Genomic DNA, 20,030 nt, shown 5'->3' with positions numbered 1-20,030 from the left:
GGCATCGCCCGGGTGTCGTGTCGATGCAGCCCGGATGAACGACGGAAGATACGACGGCGGCCCCGCTCCCTGGAAGGGAACGGGGCCGCCGTCGGCCGAAAATCAGCCCTTGTGGGCCTTGACAGCCTCGGTGAGCTGCGGAGCGACGTTGAACAGGTCGCCGACGATGCCGTAGTCCGCGATCTCGAAGATCGGGGCTTCCTCGTCCTTGTTCACGGCGACGATGGTCTTCGACGTCTGCATACCGGCGCGGTGCTGGATCGCACCGGAGATGCCGAGCGCGATGTACAGCTGCGGGGAGACCGTCTTACCGGTCTGACCGACCTGGAACTGTCCCGGGTAGTAGCCCGAGTCGACCGCGGCACGCGAGGCACCGACAGCGGCACCCAGCGAGTCGGCGAGTTCCTCGACGACGGTGAACTTGTCGGCGCTGCCGACACCGCGGCCACCGGAGACGACGACGGTCGCCTCGGTGAGCTCGGGGCGGTCGCCACCGACGATCGGATCACGCGAGGTGATCTTGACGGCGCCCTCTTCCTGGGCCGGGACCTCGACGGAGACCTTCTCGCCTGCGCCGGCTTCGGGCTTCGCCTCGATGGCACCCGGGCGGACCGAGATGACCGGGACGTCGCCGTTGGCCTTGGCGTCGACGGTGAACGCGCCGCCGAAGATGGAGTGCACGGCACTGCCGTCGGACTTCACGTCGACGACGTCGACGAGCAGGCCGGAGCCGATGCGGGCAGCAAGACGTCCGGAGACCTCCTTGCCCTCGACGCTGGCGGCGGTGATGACCGCAGCCGGCGCGGCCGACTCGACGAGCGACGCGAGCACGTCGACCTTCGGGGTGACGAGGTAGCCGTCGATGTCGTCCGACTCGGCGACGTAGATCTTGGCCGCGCCCGCGGCGGTGAGGCCCTCGGCCAGCTTGTCGGCGGTGCCGGCGGGACCGGTGACCACTGCGGCCGGCTCACCGAGCGCGCGAGCGGCGGTGATGAGTTCGGTGCTGACCTTCTTCAGCGCACCCTCTGCGTGCTCGACGAGCACCAGTACTTCTGCCATGTCTAACTCTCCCTGTATGTGTCTGCTGGTCTGTAGAGGGGCGCGATCAGATGATCTTCTGGCCCACGAGGTAGGCAGCGATCTTGCTGCCGCCGTCGCCCTCGTCGACGATGCGCTCACCAGCGGTACGCGGGGGCTTGGGGGTGGAGGCGGTGACGGTGGTGCCCGCGTTGGCGACACCGACGGTCTCCGGGTCGACACCGAGGTCGGCCAGCGTGTAGACGAGAACTTCCTTCTTCTTCGCGGCCATGATGCCCTTGAAGGAGGGGAAGCGGGGCTCGTTGATCTTCTCGGTGACGCTGACGATGGCCGGCAGGCTCGCCTCGAGGCCGAAGACGCCCTCGTCGGTCTCGCGCTCTCCGGTGACGGTGCCGTCGGCGACCGTGAGCTTGCGCAGCTGCGTGAGCTGCGGGATGCCCAGGTACTCGGCGATGATGGCCGGAACGGCGCCGACGCGGCCGTCGGTGGCCTCGTTACCGGCGATGATCAGGTCGGCAGGCTCTTCGTTCTCGAACGTGATCTGTCCCAGCGCCGCGGCCAGGGTCCACGCGGTCTGCACCGCGTCGGAGCCGTGGAGGGCCGGGTCGTTGATGTGCACTGCCTTGTCGGCGCCCATGGAGAGGGCCTTGCGGATGGCGTCGGTGGCGCGGTCCGGACCTGCGGAGAGGACGGTCACCTCGCCGCCCTGAGCCTCCTTGATCAGGAGCGCTTCCTCGACGGCGCGCTCGTTGATCTCGTCGAGCACTGCATCGGCGGCCTCGCGGTCAAGCGTGTAGTCACCGTCGGTCAGCTTGCGCTCGGACCACGTGTCGGGGACCTGCTTGATCAAAACAACAATGTTCGTCATGGGTCTTCGTCGACCTCCTGTGTGTTCTTGCGTGGTTATCGCGAGTTGCTCCGCATGGGCCGAGCTCTCGTTGTCGATATTTCGTCGCACGATGGCTCTGCGACAGATTACCCCACGTTAAGTTACCCGTCGGTAACTTGCGTGAAAGTCTCGTTCACCATAACGGCCGAAAGTGCATTTCATCCCTGTGATGTAGACCACCTGGACGAGCGACCTTGCCGGTGGCACTAACCTCGCAGCGGTGAGCGAATCATTTGTCGGCGACCGCGAGGACGCACCGCTGCCCCCGCTCGGTCACGAGCAATTGCCATCGACCGGAGACGAGCAACTGCCCCTCACGGGCGAGCGGACCGTGCCCGGAATCCCCGAGGAGAACTACTGGTTCCGGCGTCACGAGGTGGTCTACCGCGACCTCCTCCCCCGCTGCGCGGGACGCCGGGTACTCGAGGCCGGATCCGGAGAAGGCTACGGCGCCAACATGATTGCCGATGTGGCACGGACCGTCACCGGACTCGACTACGACATCTCCGCGGTCGAGCACGTGCGTGCGCGGTACCCCCGCGTCGAGATGCTGCACGGCAATCTCGCGGAGCTTCCCCTCGGCGACGAATCCGTCGACACCGTCGTCAATTTCCAGGTGATCGAACACCTCTGGGACCAGGCCCAATTCCTGCGCGAGTGCTTCCGGGTTCTGACGCCCGGCGGGGAACTGCTCGTCAGCACCCCCAACCGCATCACGTTCTCGCCGGGCCGCGACACACCCCTCAATCCGTTCCACACGCGTGAACTCGACGCGGCCGAGTTGACCGAGCTCCTGGAAGAGGCCGGCTTCAGGGTCGCCCTCATGACCGGCGTCCATCACGGCGACCGGCTGAAATCCCTCGACGCGAAGCACGGCGGCTCGTTCATCGGCGCGCAGATCGACCGCGCACTCGCCGGCGAACCCTGGCCCGACGAACTGACCCGCGACGTCGAGGGCATCACCGTCGACGATTTCGCCCTGCACGAGGGCGACATCGACGACAGCCTCGACCTGGTGGCCGTCGCGGTGAAGGATCCTGTTCGGTGACCGAATCCGACAACCGCACCGGAGCGGGCGACGCGACGGAACCGGGCATGTTCTGCCTGGTCCTGCACTCCCACCTGCCCTGGCTCGCCAACCACGGCCGGTGGCCGGTGGGCGAGGAGTGGCTGTACCAGTCGTGGGCGGCGTCGTACCTCCCTCTCACCGCGATGTTGCGGCGGCTGTCCGACGAGGGTCGCTCGCATCTACTGACCCTCGGCATCACCCCCGTTCTCGCAGCTCAGCTCGATGATCCGCACAGTCTGGCGGGAATGCACCACTGGCTCGGGAACTGGCAGATCCGCGCGCACGAGGCGGCAGGAATGCCCGACGACGCGCACCGCGATCTCGGTGCCCGCGAGCACCGCGCGTCCGCCGCCGCACTCGCCGACTTCGAGCTGCGCTGGCGGCACGGCGGCTCACCGGTCCTGCGCGACCTTCTCGATCGCGAGGCGTTCGAACTGCTCGGCGGGCCGCTGGCCCACCCGTTCCAGCCGCTGCTCGACCCGCGGTTGCGTGCCTTCTCCCTCCGCGAGGGGCTCGCCGACGCCGCCGCACGGTGGAACTGCACACCGACAGGTATCTGGGGGCCCGAATGCGGGTACACCCCCGGCATGGAGACCGGATACGCCGCGGCGGGCGTCACTCATTTCATGGTCGACGGCCCCGCCCTGCGCGGCGACACGTCGCTCGGCAGGCCGGTCCGTGAGTCCGATGTGGTCGCGTTCGGACGCGACCTGCAGGTGAGTTACCGGGTGTGGTCGCCCAAGTCGGGCTATCCCGGGCACGGCGCTTACCGCGATTTCCACACATACGACCACGCCACGGGCCTCAAACCGGCCCGCGTCACCGGCCGCACCGTCGACTCGGCCGACAAGGCGCCGTACGACCCGGCTCTCGCGACGGCCGCGGTCGATCGGCACGCGGCCGACTTCGTCGCCACCGTCCGCACGCGGCTGCGCGACGAGTCCGAGCGCATCGGACGGCCCGCGCTCGTCGTCGCCGCGTTCGACACCGAATTGTTCGGGCACTGGTGGCACGAGGGCCCCGAGTGGCTCGAGAAGGTGCTGCGCGCGCTACCCGAGGCCGGAATTCGGGTCGGCACCCTCGACGACGCCCGCAGGCAGGGTTACGTCGGCGAACCCGTCCAGCTCGAGAACTCGTCGTGGGGATCCGGCAAGGATTGGCGGGTGTGGGCCGGCGATCAGGTCTCGGACCTGGTGCAACTCAACTCCGAGGTGGTTGCGACCGCCCTCGACACCGTGGACAAGACCCACGACGCCGACACCGCCCCCGGACGCCCCGCGCTCCGGAACCGCGTGAACGATCAGATCCTGCGGGAGGCACTCATGACGGTGTCGAGCGACTGGGCGTTCATGGTCAGTAAGGATTCGGCCGCCGGATATGCCCGCGACCGGGCACACAAGCACGCACACGCCACCCGCGAGATCGCCGCCGCGGTCTCCGCGGGCAAGGACGCGGCCGCGAACCGGCTCGCAGAGGGATGGAACCGCGCCGACGGCCTGTTCCCCGGGCTCGACGCGCGGCGTCTGCCCGGCAGGGACACCCGGCTGACGGGCACCGAGGGAGGGGCGTCGTGAAGATCCTGATCGTGTCGTGGGAATACCCACCCGTCGTGGTCGGCGGTCTCGGCCGCCACGTCCACCACCTGGCCACCGAACTCGCGGCGGCCGGACACGAAGTGGTGGTGCTGTCGCGGCGGCCGTCGGGCACCGACGCCTCCACCCACCCCACTGTCACCCACATCGAGGGCGGCGTCCTGGTGGTCGCCGTCGCCGAGGACCCCGCGCACTTCGTCTTCGGCGAGGACATGCTGGCGTGGACACTCGCGATGGGGCACGCGATGGTGCGAGCCGGTGTCGCCCTCCACAAACCGGGGGTCGGGGAGGGCTGGCAGCCGGACGTGGTGCACGCACACGACTGGCTCGTGGCGCATCCGGCCATCGCGTTGGCCGAATTCTACGACGTCCCTTTGGTTTCCACGCTCCACGCCACCGAGGCCGGGCGGCACAGCGGCTGGGTGTCCGGCCGGATCAACCGCCAGGTGCATTCGGTGGAATGGTGGCTGGCCAACGAATCCGATGCGCTCATCACCTGTTCCGCGTCGATGCAGGACGAAGTGACCACCCTCTACGGTCCGCAGCTCCCGCCGATCACGGTGATCCGCAACGGAATCGACCTCACCACCTGGAGCTTCCGCGAGCGCGCGCCGCGGTCCGGACCGCCGAAACTACTGTTCGTCGGCCGCCTCGAATACGAGAAGGGTGTGCAGGACGCCATCGCCGCGCTCCCCCGCATCCGCCGCAGCCACCCCGGGACCACGCTGTCGATCGCCGGTGAGGGCACCCAGTTCACCTGGCTCTACCAGCAGGCCCGCACCCATCGCGTCGCCCGTGCCGTGAACTTCCTCGGCAACCTCGACCACATCGAACTGCTCGGGTGGCTGCACGGCGCCGACGCCATCGTCCTGCCCAGCCGGTACGAGCCGTTCGGGATCATCGCACTCGAGGCCGCCGCCTCCGGCACCCCGCTCGTGGCGTCCACCGCCGGCGGCCTCGGTGAAGCGGTCGTCGACGGCGAGACCGGCATGTCGTTCCAGCCGGGCGACGTCGCCGGGCTCACGTCCGCGGTCCGGGAGGTCCTCGACGACCCCGCCGGCGCCCAGCAGCGCGCGGTGGCCGCCCGCGACCGTCTCACCGCGGATTTCGACTGGCACAAGGTGGCCGAGGACACCGTCCACGTCTACGCGGGCGCCAAGCGTCGCGTGCGGCACCCGTTGGCGAGGCCGGAGATACCCGAGCGTCCGCTGCCCGGTCGCTGACGTGGCCCTCAGTCCGTGCGGGCCCACCGGATCCGGATCGGCCCCCGTGCCGATCGCGGATCCACCACGGCACCTTTCCGGGTGACCTCGACCTCCCCGGCGTCGGCCAGGCGCCGGGCGGCCTCCCGCACCGGTTCCATCAGGGGCCGCCAGTCGTCCGGGGCGACGGCGCGCGCGACGTCCGACGGGCAGATGCTCGCACTGTCGGCTCGGGCATCGAGGAGCGCCCGGATGCGCTCCTCGAGTTCCCTGTCCGACACGGCCATGACGCCGACTATGCCACCGCGGCGGTCAGTTCTCCTGCGCCGCCTTCTTCCGGGCGATGTCCTCGAGGGCGGCGATGTACTTCGCGCGTTCGGACGCGCCCGCCTCCCACTCGGCCTTGCGGTTCTTCACGGCCTTGGCCGGCGAACCGACGGCGATGCTGAAGTCCGGGATGTCACCCTTCACGACGGCATGCGCGCCGAGGACACAGCCTCGCCCCACCCGCGTGTTGCGGAGAACCGTGACCTTGGCCGCCACCCACGTGTCGGGTCCGATGCGGACCGGGCCCTTCACGATGCCCTGATCCTTGATCGGAACGTTCACGTCGTCCATGCGGTGATCGAAGTCGGTGATGTAGCACCAGTCCGCCACGAGCGTCGACGCGCCGATCTCGATGTCGAGGTACGTGTTGACGACGTTGTCCTTGCCGAAGACCACCTTGTCGCCGATGCGCAGCGAACCCTCGTGGCAGCGGATCGCATTGCCGTCGCCGATGTGTACCCAGCGGCCGATCTCGAGCCGCGACAGGTCGGGGGTCGAATGGATCTCCACCCGCTTGCCGAGGAACACCATGCCACGCAGGATCACGTGCGGGTTGGCCAGCTTGAACTTCGCGAGCCGGTAGTACCGCACCAGGTACCACGGCGTGTACGCCTTGTTCGCCAGCACCCAGCGCAGCGAGTCGCGTGTCAGGAAGCGGGCCTGCTCGCTGTCGCTCCGCCGGGATCCTCGCCACCTCGTACGCAACGGTGCGCCCCACATGCTCGTCATAGCCTGTCAGCCTACGTTCACGGCTCGCGCCCTCGTTCGGGTGTGTCCGGACTCCGACACCCGCATCGGGGTGTGCCGATCGGTGCAGCCTCGGCGGGATAGTCTCTGGGCCGAGCGTTATCGAAGACGAGGAGAAGTAATGCGGCGGGTCCTACGTTCGTCAGTACTGGCGCTGGCGACGATCTCGGCTGTCGTCCTCAGCGGCTGCAGCAGCGGAACGCAGGTCGACGACATCTTCTCCGCAGGCGGGTGGCCCGGCATGCACGCCGACGCCCGCAACAGCGACACCAGCCCCGTCACCGGTTCCCGCGACCTCTCCTTCGCCTGGTCGCGTCCGCTCGGCGGTCCGGTGGCGAATTACGCATCGGTGGCCGCCAGCGGCCAGATCTTCATCACGGCCCGCACCGAGAAGGGCTGCAACCTCTTCTCCTACCAGATGGACAGCGGCCGCAAACGCTGGTGCCGTCAGCTCGCGCCGGGTGTCGTGGCCTCCACGCCGATCGTCGACGGCGCCGCCAACGTGTACGTGGGCGAGAACGGTGCCATCAACTCGTTCAACGAGTACGGCCAGCTGCGTTGGCGCACACCGGTGGTCGGGACGCCGCTGTCGGCGCAGTTCACCGGCGACGGCAATCTCCTCTTCATCACCCAGCTCGGCCAGATCAACGTCGTGAACACGCAGACCGGTCAGAAGGTCGTGGCACCGTACGACCTCGTCCCACCGCCGTCCGTCGCCGAGGGCGCGAACGTCGACATCCTGCCCGACGACAAGGGTCTCAGCGGCTGCTTCTTCGGCGCACCCGACTGCCCGGTCGCAAACATGCCGGCGATCGACCTCGAGTCGGGCAAGTTCTACTTCACGTTCTTTGCGCCCGGCGCTCCCGCGGCGGAACTCGTCTCGATGAAGTACTCCGGCGGCGACAACCCCGCCATCACCCAGGAATGGACCAGCGATGCGCTGCCGGGCGGTAGCGCGTCCAGCCCCGACTTGTCGGCCGACGGCTCCGTCGTCTACACCAACGACAACTGGGGCACGTTGTGGGCGATCGATTCCGCGACCGGTGATGCGAAGTGGAGCTACGACATCGGGTACGCCGCTGCCGGTAGCCCGTCGACGTCCGCGGACGGTCTGATCATCCCCGCCGGCGGACTCGACGGTCACCTCCTGGCGTTGCAGGACAAGGGCGATCACGCCGAACTGGTCTGGGAGCGGAAGGATCTGCTGCAGCTGGGCGTCCCGGCGCAGACAGCCGGGTCGACCGGTTACGCGGTGGTCCGCGAGGGTACGGACGGGCTGGCGATGCTCACGTTCGACACCGGGACCGGCGAAACCCTCGACCAGGAGGCCCTGCCCGGGGCGAAGGGCTTCACGGTCGGCACGTCCGTCGGGCCGAAGGGTGAAGTCCTGACGCCGACACTGCTCGGGGAGCTGTTCGTCCTCCGCTGACCCGTGAGTACTTGTCAACGTCCGGCGGTTGAGAAGTACTCACGGGCGCGAAGCGCAGATGAACGCGACGCCTGCGCGGCCGATCCGCGTGATCACCACACTGAGCGAACGAGTTCCGCGCAACTTCAACTTCGGACGCAGGACCGCGGGATCGACGTCGACGCCGCGCACGAGGATTTCCGCCACCCCGCAGTCGTGGCGCGCCAGGTCCTGCCGCAGCGACTTCTCCGAATACTTCACCTGCTCGAGAATGCGGAAGCCCCGCACACCGTCCGGAACCGAATCGCCGGTGAGATAGGCGATCCGGGGATCCAGCTGCCACAGTCCGTGCCGGGCCGCGTAGTGCCGCACCAGGCCGGCACGCACGACGGCCCCGTCGGGGTCGACGATCCATTCCCCCGGCGCGCGTTCGGGGATGTCGTCGTCCTCGGCGTCCGTCACCGTCCACGCGCTGCCGTCGGAGCCGAGGACGCTCGCCCGGCGGGTGATACCGGCTCCGGACAGCCCCGGCGACCACAGGCACGCCTCCCGCACGCCGCCGTCGAGCGACACCACCTCCACCTCGCCGTCCCAGCCGAGCCGGTCGAAATCAAGTCCGGGAGCGCATTTCACCGCGAGATCCCGTCCGCGGTACGCGTCGATCAGATCCGGCAGCGGCGGCTCCAGCGCGGCCGGGTCGTGTGTTCGCCTGCCGCCGGACCGTCGCGCCGGATCCGCGAGCACGACGGTGCCGCGGGTGCACGGGACGAGCGCATCGGCGCGGACGACGGCCGCCGCGGGAACGTTGTGCTGCGCCATCAGGAGCCGGACCGGGTCGAGGTCGCTGCCGATCACCGTCGCGGCCGTCCCGACCACCGCGTCCAGTTCGGCACCGATGGAGCACGTGACGTCGTGGACGTCCCGGTCCTTCAGCCGGATCGCACGATGCGCGGCGACCGCACGCGGCGTCGCCTGTTGCAGAGCATCGTCCGTGAAGAACCAGTTTTCGGTGCCGGGAAGTTTGGCGGCTGCCTTCCGCCGCAACAGCACGGTCTCCACCAGCAATGCCACGTGTGAGCCGAAACGCGTACGCGCCCGGCCGATGTCGGCCAGGCGCGTAGACGTGGTCAATGCGAAGCCATCCACTTCCGCGAGAGCGGCTGCCCCGTCCGGGCTCTGCAGGAACTCCACGTCCCCGAGAGTGAACGCATAGCCCAATTCAGTTGCCGGGCTTCACGCCGGTGATCATGACGTTGTAGAAGAATCCCCGCGGCACCACGTGCCGGAGAACCTTCTCGTCGACCCAGCTGAGCGTTTTCCATCCGGTGAACGCGAAACGCCCCCAGCCCCAGCCCAGCTTCTCCGGGGGTACGGCGGCCTCGAACGTGCGGACGGGCCAGCCGAGCAGAGCGGCGGCGAATTCCTCGGTGGCCGCGTGAACCTGCTCGGCGCCTGCCGACTTCGCGATCTTCTCGAGGTCGCCCGGATCGAACGTGTGGAGGTCGACGACGGCCTCGAGCGCAGCCGCGCGGGAGGACTCGTCCAGTTCCGCCTGCGGGCGACGCCAGTCGGCGAGGAACGGCAACTTGGTGACCCGGGTGGTGACCTCCCACGTCGCGCGACCCAGCCAGCGGGCGTAGAAGTTGCCGATCGTGGTCGGCTCACCGGCGAAGACGAAACGCCCGCCCGGCTTCAGGACGCGCAGAACCTCGCGCAGCGACTGCTCCACGTCCGGGATGTGATGCAGGACCGCATGTCCCACGACGAGGTCGAACGTGTCGTCCTCGTACGGGATGGTTTCGGCGTCGGCGACGCGGCCGTCGACGGACAATCCCAGGCCCTCGGCGTTGCGGAGGGCGACCTTCACCATGCCGGGCGACAGGTCGGTGACCGAACCGGTCTTCGCGACTCCACCCTGCATCAGGTTGAGGAGGAAGAATCCGGTGCCGCAGCCCAGTTCGAGCGCCCGCTCGTAGGGCAGCGGCTGATCGCCCGCGACGGCGTCGAAACGTCCGCGCGCGTAGTCGATGCACCGCTCGTCGTACGAGATCGACCACTTCTCGTCGTACGTCTCGGCTTCCCAGTCGTGGTAGAGCACCTGGGCGAGTTTGGTGTCCTTCAGCGCAGCCTCTACCTCTTCGGCGGTGGCGTGCGGATGAGGAGCTGGGTCGTCATGGGCGCTTGCAGTCATGCGGCAAATCCTACTCGCTGGTAAGAGTGAACAGGTTCTAGTTTCGGGCTCCAGACTACTCGCCCGTGAACCGAGCCTTACCTGGACCGTTCTCGATGAACGATTCCATCCCGATCGTGCGGTCCTGGGTGGCGAACAGCGAGGTGAACAGCTGACGCTCCACCGCGAGCCCTGTCGTGAGGTCGACGTCCAGCCCACGGTCGACGGCGGCCTTCGCCGCGGCGAGGGCGCGGCCCGCCCCCTTCGTGAACTGCGACGCCCACGTGCGGGACGCCTCGTACACGTCGTCCGGCGCCACGACCTCGTCGACCAGCCCGATCGACAGGGCCTCCTCGGCGTCGACGAACCGGCCGGTGAACAGCAGATCCTTGGCCTTGGACGGTCCGATCAGCCGGGCGAGACGCTGGGTGCCGCCGCCGCCGGGAATGATGCCGAGCAGGATCTCCGGTACACCGAGCTTGGCATTGTCGCCCGCGATGCGCCGGTCCGCCGACAACGCGACCTCCAGGCCGCCGCCGAGCGCATACCCCGTGATGGCGGCGACGGTGGGCTTCGGGATCTCGGAGACCGCCGCGAGGTCGGACTGCAGGTCGCCGATCACGTCGGACATCTGCCCGAAGTTCATCTCGGACATTTCCTTCACGTCCGCGCCCGCAGCGAAGACCTTCTCGCCGCCGTAGACGATGACGGCCTTCACGTCGGCGTTGACGGTCGCCTCCCGCGCCGCTGCCCGCAACTCCTGCTGAACCTGACGGCTCAGGGCGTTCATCGGGGGGCGCGCGAGCCGGATCGTGCCGATGCCTTCGGATACCTCGAGGGTGACAAACTCAGCCATGAGGCAAAAGGCTACTTGTCTGCCTCCGACCCGGTTTCGCGGCCCGCCGCATCGCGATCAGTCGCGGGACGCCCACGGATGCGGACCGGCTTCGTAGTAGCCGTCCTGTCCCGGGAACTCCACGCGGAGTTGCTCCTCGTCCGTGATCAGCGTCGGCAGGATCACCGGGATCTCCGGCTCCGCGGCCAGCACGTCCGCGACCGAGCCGAACGCGCTGAGCGCCGTGAGCTGACTCCACGTCGGCGGCAGCAGGATGCTTCCGCCGCCCTGCCAGTGCGCGAGCGCCGCGGCCGGACTCTGCCACTGCACGTCCTCGGCCTCGGACGTCGCACCGTCCGCGATCTGGCCGTGCGGTGCGGCGGCGACGAAGAACCGCGTGTCGTAGCGGCGGCCCTCGCCGACCGGGGTGATCCAGTTGGCCCAGGGCCGCAGCAGGTCGGCGCGCAGGACCAGGTTCTCGCGCTTCAGGAAGTCACTGAACGACAGTTCGCGCTTCTCGAGTTGTGTGCGCGACCGCGCGTAACGGGACGTGTCCGCGACGACCGTGTCCGCGCTCGGTCCCGCGAGGAGCACGCCGCATTCCTCGAACGTCTCGCGCACCGCCGCGCACACGAGTGCCTTCGCGCGCGCGGCGTCGGTGGAGAACCGGCCGGCCCACCAGTCGACGGACGGTCCCGCCCAGTCGACCTCGGCGTCCGCGTCCGACGGGTCGACGCCGCCGCCGGGGAACACCGTCATGCCGCCGGCGAACGCCATCCCCTTCACCCGGCGGAGGAGGAACACCTCGATTCCGGGCGCCGCGACGTCTGCCTCGGCGTCACGGATGAGGATGACCGTGGACGCGTCCTTGGGTGCCACGTCGGTACTGTCGCGGGGCGCCTGCTCTTGCTTCGAGACCATGTCTCGGAACCTACGCCGCCGGGTGACGGGGGTCGCAGTCGGTCCCCCGGTGTGACGGCCGGTCCTCAGCCCCGCCGGTGCGCGCCGGGGACGCGGGTCCGCCGCGCGAAGAACCGGCCGTCGACCTTGTCCAGGCTGATGGACTGGCTGAACGCCTCGCTGAGGTTCTCTGCCGTGATGACCTGATCGAGGAGCCCCTGCGAGACCACCTCCCCCTCCTTGAGGAGCAGTGCATGAGTGAATCCCGGCGGGATCTCCTCGACGTGGTGGGTGATGAGGACCGTCGCGGGGGCGTCGGGGTCGGCGGCGAGGTCGGTGAGGCGCGCGACGAGTTCCTCGCGTCCACCGAGGTCGAGACCGGCGGCGGGCTCGTCGAGCAGCAGCAGTTCCGGGTCGGTCATCAGCGCACGGGCGATGAGGACGCGTTTGCGCTCACCCTCGGACAGGGTGCCGTACGTGCGCTTGGCGAGGTGCTCGGCGCCGAGGCTCTCGAGCATCTCGACGGCACGGTCGGTGTCCATGTCGTCGTAGCGCTCACGCCAGCGCCCGAGCACCGCGTAGCCGGCGGAGACGACGAGATCGGTCACAACCTCATCGGACGGCACCCGGTTGGCGAGCGCCGAGGAGGACAGTCCGATTCGCGGTCGCAGTTCGTTGATGTCGACGCGGCCGAGCCTTTCACCGAGAAGGTAGGCGCTTCCGCTCGTGGGATGCAGTTCGGCGGCCGCGATCCGGAGCAACGACGTCTTGCCTGCCCCGTTCGGTCCGAGGACGACCCATCGTTCGTCGAGTTCCACCTTCCAGGTGACCGGGCCCACCAGAGTGTTGCCCCCGCGGCGGAGGAGAACGTCGTCGAATTCGATGAGGAGATCAGGATCAGGTTCATGCACGCACCCATCTTCCCGCACATCTTCCGGGCATTCACGGCAGGATCAGTTGCGTGTCGCCTCACATCGATTCGCACCCCGGCGAGATGTCGTCGCTCCCGCCGAGTCTGCGGCTGCCCGGATCACCGTTTCCCCTGGGAGCGAAAGTGCGTGGCACCGGAACGCAGTTCGCGGTTCACGCTCCCGACGCCGAACTGGTACAGGTGTGCCTGATTTCTGAGGATGGCGACGAGACGCGGATCGATCTGGTCCAGCGAACGTACGGCATCTGGCACGGCATCGTCGAGGGGGTCGGTGCGGGACAACGCTACGGCTACCGCGCGCACGGACGCTGGGACCCCGGACGCGGCGTGCGCCTCAATCCCGCCAAGCTGCTTCTGGATCCGTGGGCGACCCGCATCACGGGCAGACTCGGCGACCACGACGCACTCGTCTCCCACGACGGCGACCCGTTCGGCGGCCCGTCGCGCGTCGACAGCCTGGGCCACACACCGTTGTCGGTGGTCACGGCCGACCACGCCCGCACGAGCGGACCGCGGATCGAAAGGCCGTGGGAGGAAACCGTTGTCTACGAACTTCACGTGGGATCGTTCACCGCACGGCACCCCGACGTGCCGCCGCAGTACCGCGGAACGTATCTGGGTCTCGCCGAACCCGCCGTCGTCGGCCATCTCGTCCGCCTCGGCGTGACCGCGGTCGAACTGCTTCCCGTCCAGGCGTACGTCTCCGAGGCCACCGTGCGCGCGCGGGGCATGCGCAACCACTGGGGATACTCCACCGCGGCGTTCTTCGCCCCCCACCCGGGCTATGCGGTGGTGCCGGGTGAGGAGATCACCGAGTTCCACACGATGGTCGACGCGCTGCACGCCGCGGGGATCGAGGTCATCCTCGACGTGGTGTACAACCACACCTGCGAGCAGGGCGTCGACGGCATCAGCCTCAGCTGGCGCGGCCTCGACGCCCCCGGCTACTACCTCCTCGACTCCGACGGCCGCGACATCGATATCACCGGTTGCGGGAACACCGTCGATGCACAGTCGCCCATCGTCGTCCGGATGATCGGCGACAGCCTGCGCTACTGGGCGCACGAGATGGGGGTCGACGGATTCCGGTTCGACCTCGCGTCCGCTCTCGGCCGTCCCGGCGGCGGCCGATTCGATTCCCGCGCTTCGATCTTCTCCGCGATCACGGCGGATCCCGTTCTCTCCCGGTGCAAACTGATCGCCGAACCGTGGGATGCCACGTCGGACGGATACCGGGTCGGGCACTTCGGCGTCCAGTGGTCGGAATGGAACGACAAGTACCGCAATACCGTTCGACGGTTCTGGAACGGCGGCACCGGGGTGCGCGACCTCGCCTCCCGGGTGGCCGGTTCCGAGGACGTGTTCGGAAACCGGCGGCCGTGGGCGTCCGTCAATTTCGTGACCGCGCATGACGGGTTCACCGCCGCGGACCTCGTGTCGTACGTCCGCAAGCACAACGAGGCCAACGGCGAGGACAATCGGGACGGCGCCGATCACAACGACTCCGTCGACCACGGCGTCGAAGGCCCCACCGACGATCCGTCGATCATCGAGACGCGGTCCCGCCACGTCCGTGCGCTCCTGGCCACGCTCGCGCTGTCGACCGGCACGCCGATGTTCACTGCCGGCGACGAATTCGGTCACACCCTCGGCGGCAACAACAACGCGTACTGTGTCCCCGAGGACACCCCGCGTGAAGACTCCTGGCCGCTCGACTGGAGCACCGGGGACACGACCCTCACCGCGTTCGTCACCCGCGCCCTCGACCTGCGGCGCGCCTCCCCCGCCCTGCGCCAGCCGGAATTCTTCGAGGGCAGGCGCACACCCACCGGCCATCCCGACCTCGTGTGGTTCGGCGCCGACGGCGCGGAGATGGACGACCCCGCGTGGTACGACGACTCCAGGCGCACCCTCCAGGCGTGGATCGACGGATCCGACATCCGCTCCCACACCGAAGACGGGCACCAGCTCACCGACGACAGTTGGCTTCTCGTCTTCCACTCGGGCGGACCCGCCGTGATCACGCTGGGCTGCCCCGAATGGTTCTACGGGACGGTGCTCGCCGAATTCGACTCGACATCGCCCGACGGCGCACCCGCGCCGGGCGGCCCGATCTCGGGAGACTCCACGATCGCACTGTCCGGTCCGACGCTGCTCGTCTTCCGTGCGGTCGGGTAGATGCCGCCGAAGCGCATCATCAGCTGGATGAGCGGGCCGATTCCCAGCGCGTAGACGACGGTGCCCACCCCGACGGTGCCGCCGAGCGACCAGCCGGTGGCCAGCACGGTCACCTCGATCGACGTGCGGATCACCCGCACCGACAGCCCGGTCCGCGCGACCAGACCGGTCATGAGACCGTCCCTCGGTCCGGGACCCATCCTCGCACCGATGTACAGCACGGTGGCGAGCGCGTTGAGGACCACGCCGCCGAGCATCACCACGATGCGCACGACAAGGGAGTCGGCGGGTTCGAGGAACGCGAGCGACGTGTCCACCGAGACGGCGATGACCACGACGTTGGCGATCGTGCCGAATCCCGGTTTCTGACGGATCGGGATCCACAGTGCGAGCACCACGACACCGGTCAGCGCGGTCACCGCACCGAAACTGAGTGGTGTGCGATCCGCGACCCCCTGATGGAACACATCCCAGGGGTCGAGGCCGAGGCCGGTGGTGATCATCATGGCCATCGAGAAGCCGTACAGCCACAGTCCGGCGAGCAATGCGATCAGGCGTCGAGCGAGCATGACCGTCAGTGTTCCGGGAAATCCTGCCGCATCCCATAGCCACGACACAGGCACTGGACCGACGATGCGTCGACGCTCAGGGGCAGGCGATCACGGTCATCGATCCGGGAGCCACCTCGGTGAAACCGGCGTCCCGCACCGCGACCGCCCTGCCCCGCACCACCTCGATGGTCAGGTCTTCCCACAGTCCGACGTCGGCATCCCGCACGGCGCAGCGGTAGCCGGTGGCCGCCCACGCGCGTGCCTGCTCGGTGGTCATTGCACCGGCGAGCAGCATCGACGCGTGACCCACCTGCGCCGCGGCCTTCCCCACCGTCATGTCCAGGGCGGAGTTGATCCACAGCACCGGAATCCCGTCCGGGATCTCCCCGGGGTCGTCGTGGTCGAGATCGGTGCCGCCGATCTGCAACTTCCGGATGCGGGGGTCGAGTGCGCCGACGGCGACGGGCACGAGTGCGCGCGCCTGGGCACCGTCGACGTCGACGGTGATTCCGTCGACCTCCTGCGCCGCACGCCACCCCGCTCCCCGCGCACGCCGCGACACCTTGCGGATCCGGGACCCGATCCAGGCGAGGTAATCCTCCTGCCACGGTCCGGGCGCGCCGGTCTCGTCGGGGCCGACGCGAGAGTCGAGGCACAACGCCACCGCCGCGGTCGCGGCAGCTTCGAGCAGGGCGCTACGCGGCGGGGGGTCGGCCTTGGGAATGTGCAGCACGATCGGCATGGCGAGAACCTGCGCCGGGTCGTCCGGATCCGGCCGGCCGCCGTATCCGGCCGCGAGGACGGCGTGACGCGCCACCCACAGGGCGTCGTCACCGGTCTCCCCGGCAACCGCGTCGCGGCACGATTCCGTCACGACAGCGGGACTCGTCGCACCACGCCGTCCACCGCGTCGGCGGCCTCGACCTCGTCGCGGGTGACCCCGAGAATGAACAACACGGCGTCGAGGAAGGGGTGCGACAAAGCGGTGTCCGCGACCTCCCGCAGAGCGGGCTTGGCGTTGAACGCGATTCCCAGCCCTGCCGCGTTGAGCATGTCGATGTCGTTGGCGCCGTCGCCGACCGCCACCGTCTGTTCCATCGGGACGCCGACCTGTCCGGCGAACTTCCGCAGCGCGGTCGCCTTCGCGGCGCGGTCCACGATGTCGCCGATCACCCGGCCGGTGAGCTTGCCGTCCACGATCTCGAGCGTGTTGGCCTGCACGAAGTCCAGTTCCAGTTCGTGGGCCAGGCCCTCGATGACCTGCCGGAAACCTCCTGACACCACGCCGCAGTGGAAGCCGAGCCTGCGGAGCGTCCGGATGGTGGTGCGGGCGCCCGGTGTCAGTTCCAAGTTTTCCGCGACGTCGTCGATCACGGAGGCGTCGAGGCCGGCGAGGGTCGCGACCCGCTGATGCAGGGATTCGGTGAAGTCAATTTCGCCGCGCATCGCCGATTCGGTGACGGCGCGCACCTCGTCCTCGACGCCCGCGCGGGCGGCGAGCATCTCGATGACCTCGCCCTGGACGAGGGTCGAGTCGACGTCGAACACGATGAGCCGTTTGGCGCGACGAGCCAGTCCCCCGCGCTCGACGGCGATGTCGACGTTCTCGCGCACGGCCACTTCAGCCAGCACGGTGCGCAGACTCTTGTCCGCCTCCGCGGTTCCGGGAGCACTCACGAGCAGTTCGAGGCCCGTCACCGGGTAGTCGGCGACGCCGCGGATCGAGTCGATGTTGACCCCGAGGGTCGCCATCTCCCGCGCCACCGAACGCAGTGCGCGAGCCGACACCGGACTACCGAGCACGACCACGGCGTGGGTGGACAGCGACTGCCTGCCGGGATCGGCACCGATCTCGACGTCCACCGACATCCCGACGGTGGCCATCGCCTCTTCGAGTTCCTCCTGCAGCGCTTCCCCGTTCTCGGGGCAGGCCACCAGGACACCGAGGGTCAGTCGCCCACGAATCACCACCTGCTCCACGTCGAGAAGGCTCACGTCGTGGCGGGAGAGCGACCCGAAGAGCACCGAGGTGACGCCGGGTCGGTCGGGGCCCGTCACGGTCACCAGGACAGTGGTGTCAGCTGCACCCACCGATGTACTCCGATCATGTTGCTCGCGCGGCTTGTCCGGCACCCATTGTGCCAACTGAAAGGCCCCGCCCGGTGTGGGGGCGGGGCCTTTCCGAAACTGATGTGTCAGCGGCCGGTGTCGGTTCCGGGGTCGCCTTCGTCGCCGACGGTCAGCGGCTCGTGGCGTTCCTTCTCGAGCACGGTGCTGGCGTGCTTGCCACCGTGGCCCGGTCCGACGTGCGCCTCGGCCTTCATCCGCTCGACCATGTGCGGGTAGTGCAGCTCGAACGCCGGACGCTCGGAGCGGATGCGCGGCAGTTCGGTGAAGTTGTGCCGCGGCGGCGGGCAGCTGGTGGCCCACTCGAGGGAGTTGCCGTAACCCCACGGGTCGTCGACGGTCACGACCTCGCCGTACCGGTAGCTCTTGAAGACGTTCCAGATGAACGGCAGCGTCGAGGCACCCAGGACGAACGCGAAGATCGTCGAGAAGGTGTTCAGGAACGTGAAGCCGTCCGAGGGCAGGTAGTCGGCGTAGCGACGCGGCATACCTTCGTTACCCAGCCAGTGCTGGACGAGGAACGTGCCGTGGAAGCCGATGAACGTGGTCCAGAAGTGCCACTTGCCGAGACGCTCGTCCATCATGCGTCCGGTCATCTTCGGGAACCAGAAGTAGATGCCGGCGTACGTGGCGAACACGACGGTGCCGAAGACCACGTAGTGGAAGTGGGCGACCACGAAGTAGGTGTCCGTGACGTGGAAGTCCAGCGGCGGGCTCGCGAGGATGACGCCGGACAGACCACCGAAGAGGAACGTGATCAGGAAGCCGATGGAGAACAGCATCGGCGACTCGAACGTCAACTGCCCCTTCCACATGGTTCCGATCCAGTTGAAGATCTTCACACCCGTAGGAACGGCGATCAGGAACGTCATGAACGAGAAGTACGGGAGCAGCACGGCGCCGGTGGCGTACATGTGGTGCGCCCACACCGCGATGGAGAGCGCGGCGATCGCCAGGGTCGCGTAGACCAGGCCGCTGTAACCGAACACGGGCTTACGGCTGAAGACCGGGAAGATCTCCGAGACGATGCCGAAGAACGGCAGCGCGATGATGTACACCTCGGGGTGACCGAAGAACCAGAACAGGTGCTGCCACAGCAGTACGCCGCCGGTGGCCGGGTCGAAGATGTGGCCACCGAGGTGACGGTCCACGAACAGGCCCATGAACGCAGCGGTCAGCAGCGGGAACGCCAGCAGAATCAGGATGCTGGTGATGAAGATGTTCCACGTGAAGATCGGCATGCGGAACATGGTCATGCCGGGGGCTCGCAGGCAGATGACGGTGGTGATCATGTTGACACCACCGAGGATGGTGCCGAGGCCGGCGACCGCGAGGCCCATGACCCAGAGGTCGGCGCCGACGCCCGGGGAGTGCAGCGCACTCGTCAGGGGCGTGTAGGCGGTCCAGCCGAAGTCCGCGGCACCGCCGGGGGTGATGAAGCCGGCGGTCGTGATGATCGCGCCGAACACGTACAGCCAGTAGCTGAACGCGTTGAGTCGCGGGAACGCGACGTCGGGGGCGCCGATCTGCAGCGGCAGGATGTAGTTGGCGAACCCGAACACGATCGGCGTCGCGTACAGCAGCAGCATGATCGTGCCGTGCATCGTGAACAGCTGGTTGAACTGCTCGTTCGACAAGAACTGCATACCGGGCACAGCGAGCTCGGCGCGCATCATCAGGGCCATGAGACCACCGATGAGGAAGAACGCGATCGAGGTCGTCAAGTACATGATTCCGAGCACCTTGGGGTCGGTGGTCGTAATCATTTTGAAGATGAACGAGCCCTTGGGTCCCTGCCGCGGCGGGTAAGGCCTGGCTGCAGCTATCGCGGGGACTGGCTGGGGCGCTACGGCAGTCACTGATCCTCCTGAATGCGCGTCCGTCCCCGGGCTGCGAGGCGAACGGTCTCTGGCTTGCGCTCATCGAATCGTAGACCGTGCCCTGAGCGGCCTCCGACTGGGTCCTACCCACTGTCGTACTTACCCGGACTCAGAGCGACTTGTGGCGGATGCGACCTGCGGTTTGTCGCGCCGGGGAGTGCTCACTGTCACGCGGTCCGGCGTGTC

Annotated in this window: 17 protein-coding genes and 1 pseudogene; 5 read left to right on the top strand and 13 right to left on the bottom strand. The window is 68.3% G+C overall.

What is annotated here, in order from left to right:
• Window positions 1-102: 102 nt before the first annotated feature.
• Together ACNJ7E_RS21210 and ACNJ7E_RS21205 are read right to left on the bottom strand one after the other, a co-directional pair.
• A complete protein-coding gene (locus ACNJ7E_RS21210; RefSeq protein ID WP_280781711.1) occupies window positions 103-1,059 on the bottom strand; it encodes an electron transfer flavoprotein subunit alpha/FixB family protein in 957 nt (318 codons plus the stop codon).
• 46 nt (window positions 1,060-1,105) lie between these two features.
• A complete protein-coding gene (locus ACNJ7E_RS21205) occupies window positions 1,106-1,906 on the bottom strand; it encodes an electron transfer flavoprotein subunit beta/FixA family protein (protein WP_005259535.1) in 801 nt (266 codons plus the stop codon).
• A 241-nt stretch (window positions 1,907-2,147) separates the two neighbouring features.
• Here ACNJ7E_RS21205 and ACNJ7E_RS21200 point away from each other — a divergent pair, with 241 nt between their 5' ends.
• Genes ACNJ7E_RS21200 through ACNJ7E_RS21190 form a run of 3 tightly spaced genes read left to right on the top strand, consistent with a single transcriptional unit; the run spans window position 2,148 to window position 5,811 of the window.
• A complete protein-coding gene (locus ACNJ7E_RS21200) occupies window positions 2,148-2,975 on the top strand; it encodes a class I SAM-dependent methyltransferase (RefSeq protein ID WP_283354671.1) in 828 nt (275 codons plus the stop codon).
• The gene (locus ACNJ7E_RS21195) at window positions 2,972-4,570 is read left to right on the top strand and encodes a 1,4-alpha-glucan branching protein domain-containing protein (RefSeq protein WP_418340901.1); all 1,599 of its coding nucleotides are present in this window, start codon (window positions 2,972-2,974) and stop codon (window positions 4,568-4,570) included. Before ACNJ7E_RS21200 ends, ACNJ7E_RS21195 begins: the two co-directional genes overlap by 4 nt.
• Entirely contained in the window at window positions 4,567-5,811 is a 1,245-nt protein-coding gene (locus tag ACNJ7E_RS21190) for a glycosyltransferase family 4 protein (RefSeq protein ID WP_283334835.1), read from the top strand. The genes ACNJ7E_RS21195 and ACNJ7E_RS21190 overlap by 4 nt, the downstream gene beginning before the upstream one ends.
• An 8-nt stretch (window positions 5,812-5,819) precedes the next feature.
• Here ACNJ7E_RS21190 and ACNJ7E_RS21185 read toward each other — a convergent pair whose 3' ends face one another.
• Together ACNJ7E_RS21185 and ACNJ7E_RS21180 are read right to left on the bottom strand one after the other, a co-directional pair.
• The gene (locus tag ACNJ7E_RS21185) at window positions 5,820-6,077 is read right to left on the bottom strand and encodes a DUF3253 domain-containing protein (RefSeq protein WP_283354673.1); all 258 of its coding nucleotides are present in this window, start codon (window positions 6,075-6,077) and stop codon (window positions 5,820-5,822) included.
• Between the two features lie 25 nt (window positions 6,078-6,102).
• Window positions 6,103-6,846, bottom strand: a complete 744-nt coding sequence (locus tag ACNJ7E_RS21180) for an acyltransferase (RefSeq protein WP_009479650.1) — start codon at window positions 6,844-6,846, stop codon at window positions 6,103-6,105.
• Between the two features lie 139 nt (window positions 6,847-6,985).
• On the opposite strand from ACNJ7E_RS21180, the gene ACNJ7E_RS21175 reads away from it, so the two are divergent.
• Window positions 6,986-8,293, top strand: a complete 1,308-nt coding sequence (locus ACNJ7E_RS21175) for an outer membrane protein assembly factor BamB family protein (RefSeq protein ID WP_418340900.1) — start codon at window positions 6,986-6,988, stop codon at window positions 8,291-8,293.
• 39 nt (window positions 8,294-8,332) lie between these two features.
• On the opposite strand, the gene ACNJ7E_RS21170 is transcribed toward ACNJ7E_RS21175, so the two are convergent.
• From ACNJ7E_RS21170 to ACNJ7E_RS21150, 5 genes are all read right to left on the bottom strand, one after another.
• Window positions 8,333-9,490 carry a THUMP-like domain-containing protein gene (locus ACNJ7E_RS21170; protein WP_418340899.1) on the bottom strand — a complete coding sequence of 386 codons (1,158 nt, stop codon included), beginning with the start codon at window positions 9,488-9,490 and terminating at the stop codon, window positions 8,333-8,335.
• 1 nt (window position 9,491) lies between these two features.
• A complete protein-coding gene (locus ACNJ7E_RS21165; protein ID WP_105413082.1) occupies window positions 9,492-10,463 on the bottom strand; it encodes a class I SAM-dependent methyltransferase in 972 nt (323 codons plus the stop codon).
• Between the two features lie 55 nt (window positions 10,464-10,518).
• Window positions 10,519-11,298: an enoyl-CoA hydratase/isomerase family protein gene (locus ACNJ7E_RS21160; protein ID WP_418340898.1), complete on the bottom strand. Its 780-nt coding sequence runs from the start codon at window positions 11,296-11,298 to the stop codon at window positions 10,519-10,521.
• Between the two features lie 57 nt (window positions 11,299-11,355).
• Window positions 11,356-12,198 carry an NUDIX hydrolase gene (locus ACNJ7E_RS21155; protein WP_280781703.1) on the bottom strand — a complete coding sequence of 281 codons (843 nt, stop codon included), beginning with the start codon at window positions 12,196-12,198 and terminating at the stop codon, window positions 11,356-11,358.
• 65 nt (window positions 12,199-12,263) lie between these two features.
• Window positions 12,264-13,088 carry an ABC transporter ATP-binding protein gene (locus ACNJ7E_RS21150; protein ID WP_418340897.1) on the bottom strand — a complete coding sequence of 275 codons (825 nt, stop codon included), beginning with the start codon at window positions 13,086-13,088 and terminating at the stop codon, window positions 12,264-12,266.
• An 83-nt stretch (window positions 13,089-13,171) separates the two neighbouring features.
• Here ACNJ7E_RS21150 and glgX point away from each other — a divergent pair.
• Window positions 13,172-15,136 (top strand): annotated as a pseudogene (gene glgX, locus ACNJ7E_RS21145) (glycogen debranching protein GlgX); the annotation flags it as partial.
• A gap of 17 nt (window positions 15,137-15,153) precedes the next feature.
• Here glgX and yczE read toward each other — a convergent pair.
• The 4 genes from yczE to ctaD form a co-directional block, all read right to left on the bottom strand.
• Complete coding sequence (gene yczE, locus ACNJ7E_RS44020; RefSeq protein ID WP_489686844.1) at window positions 15,154-15,855, bottom strand: membrane protein YczE; 702 nt, start codon at window positions 15,853-15,855, stop codon at window positions 15,154-15,156.
• 76 nt (window positions 15,856-15,931) lie between these two features.
• The gene (locus ACNJ7E_RS21140) at window positions 15,932-16,711 is read right to left on the bottom strand and encodes an aminoacyl-tRNA hydrolase (protein WP_418340896.1); all 780 of its coding nucleotides are present in this window, start codon (window positions 16,709-16,711) and stop codon (window positions 15,932-15,934) included.
• Window positions 16,708-17,928 (bottom strand): phosphoserine phosphatase SerB, encoded by a 1,221-nt coding sequence (serB, locus tag ACNJ7E_RS21135; RefSeq protein WP_105413087.1) that lies wholly within the window; start codon window positions 17,926-17,928, stop codon window positions 16,708-16,710. The genes ACNJ7E_RS21140 and serB overlap by 4 nt, the downstream gene beginning before the upstream one ends.
• 104 nt (window positions 17,929-18,032) lie before the next feature.
• Complete coding sequence (gene ctaD, locus ACNJ7E_RS21130; protein WP_011598346.1) at window positions 18,033-19,823, bottom strand: aa3-type cytochrome oxidase subunit I; 1,791 nt, start codon at window positions 19,821-19,823, stop codon at window positions 18,033-18,035.
• Window positions 19,824-20,030 lie beyond the last annotated feature (207 nt).

The sequence above is a fragment of the Rhodococcus mengyinensis genome (genome assembly GCF_048381435.1).
Taxonomy (GTDB): domain Bacteria; phylum Actinomycetota; class Actinomycetes; order Mycobacteriales; family Mycobacteriaceae; genus Rhodococcus_F; species Rhodococcus_F opacus_D.
Note: the sequence above shows the minus strand (reverse complement) of the source record. Positions and strands in the feature narration are given on the sequence as shown.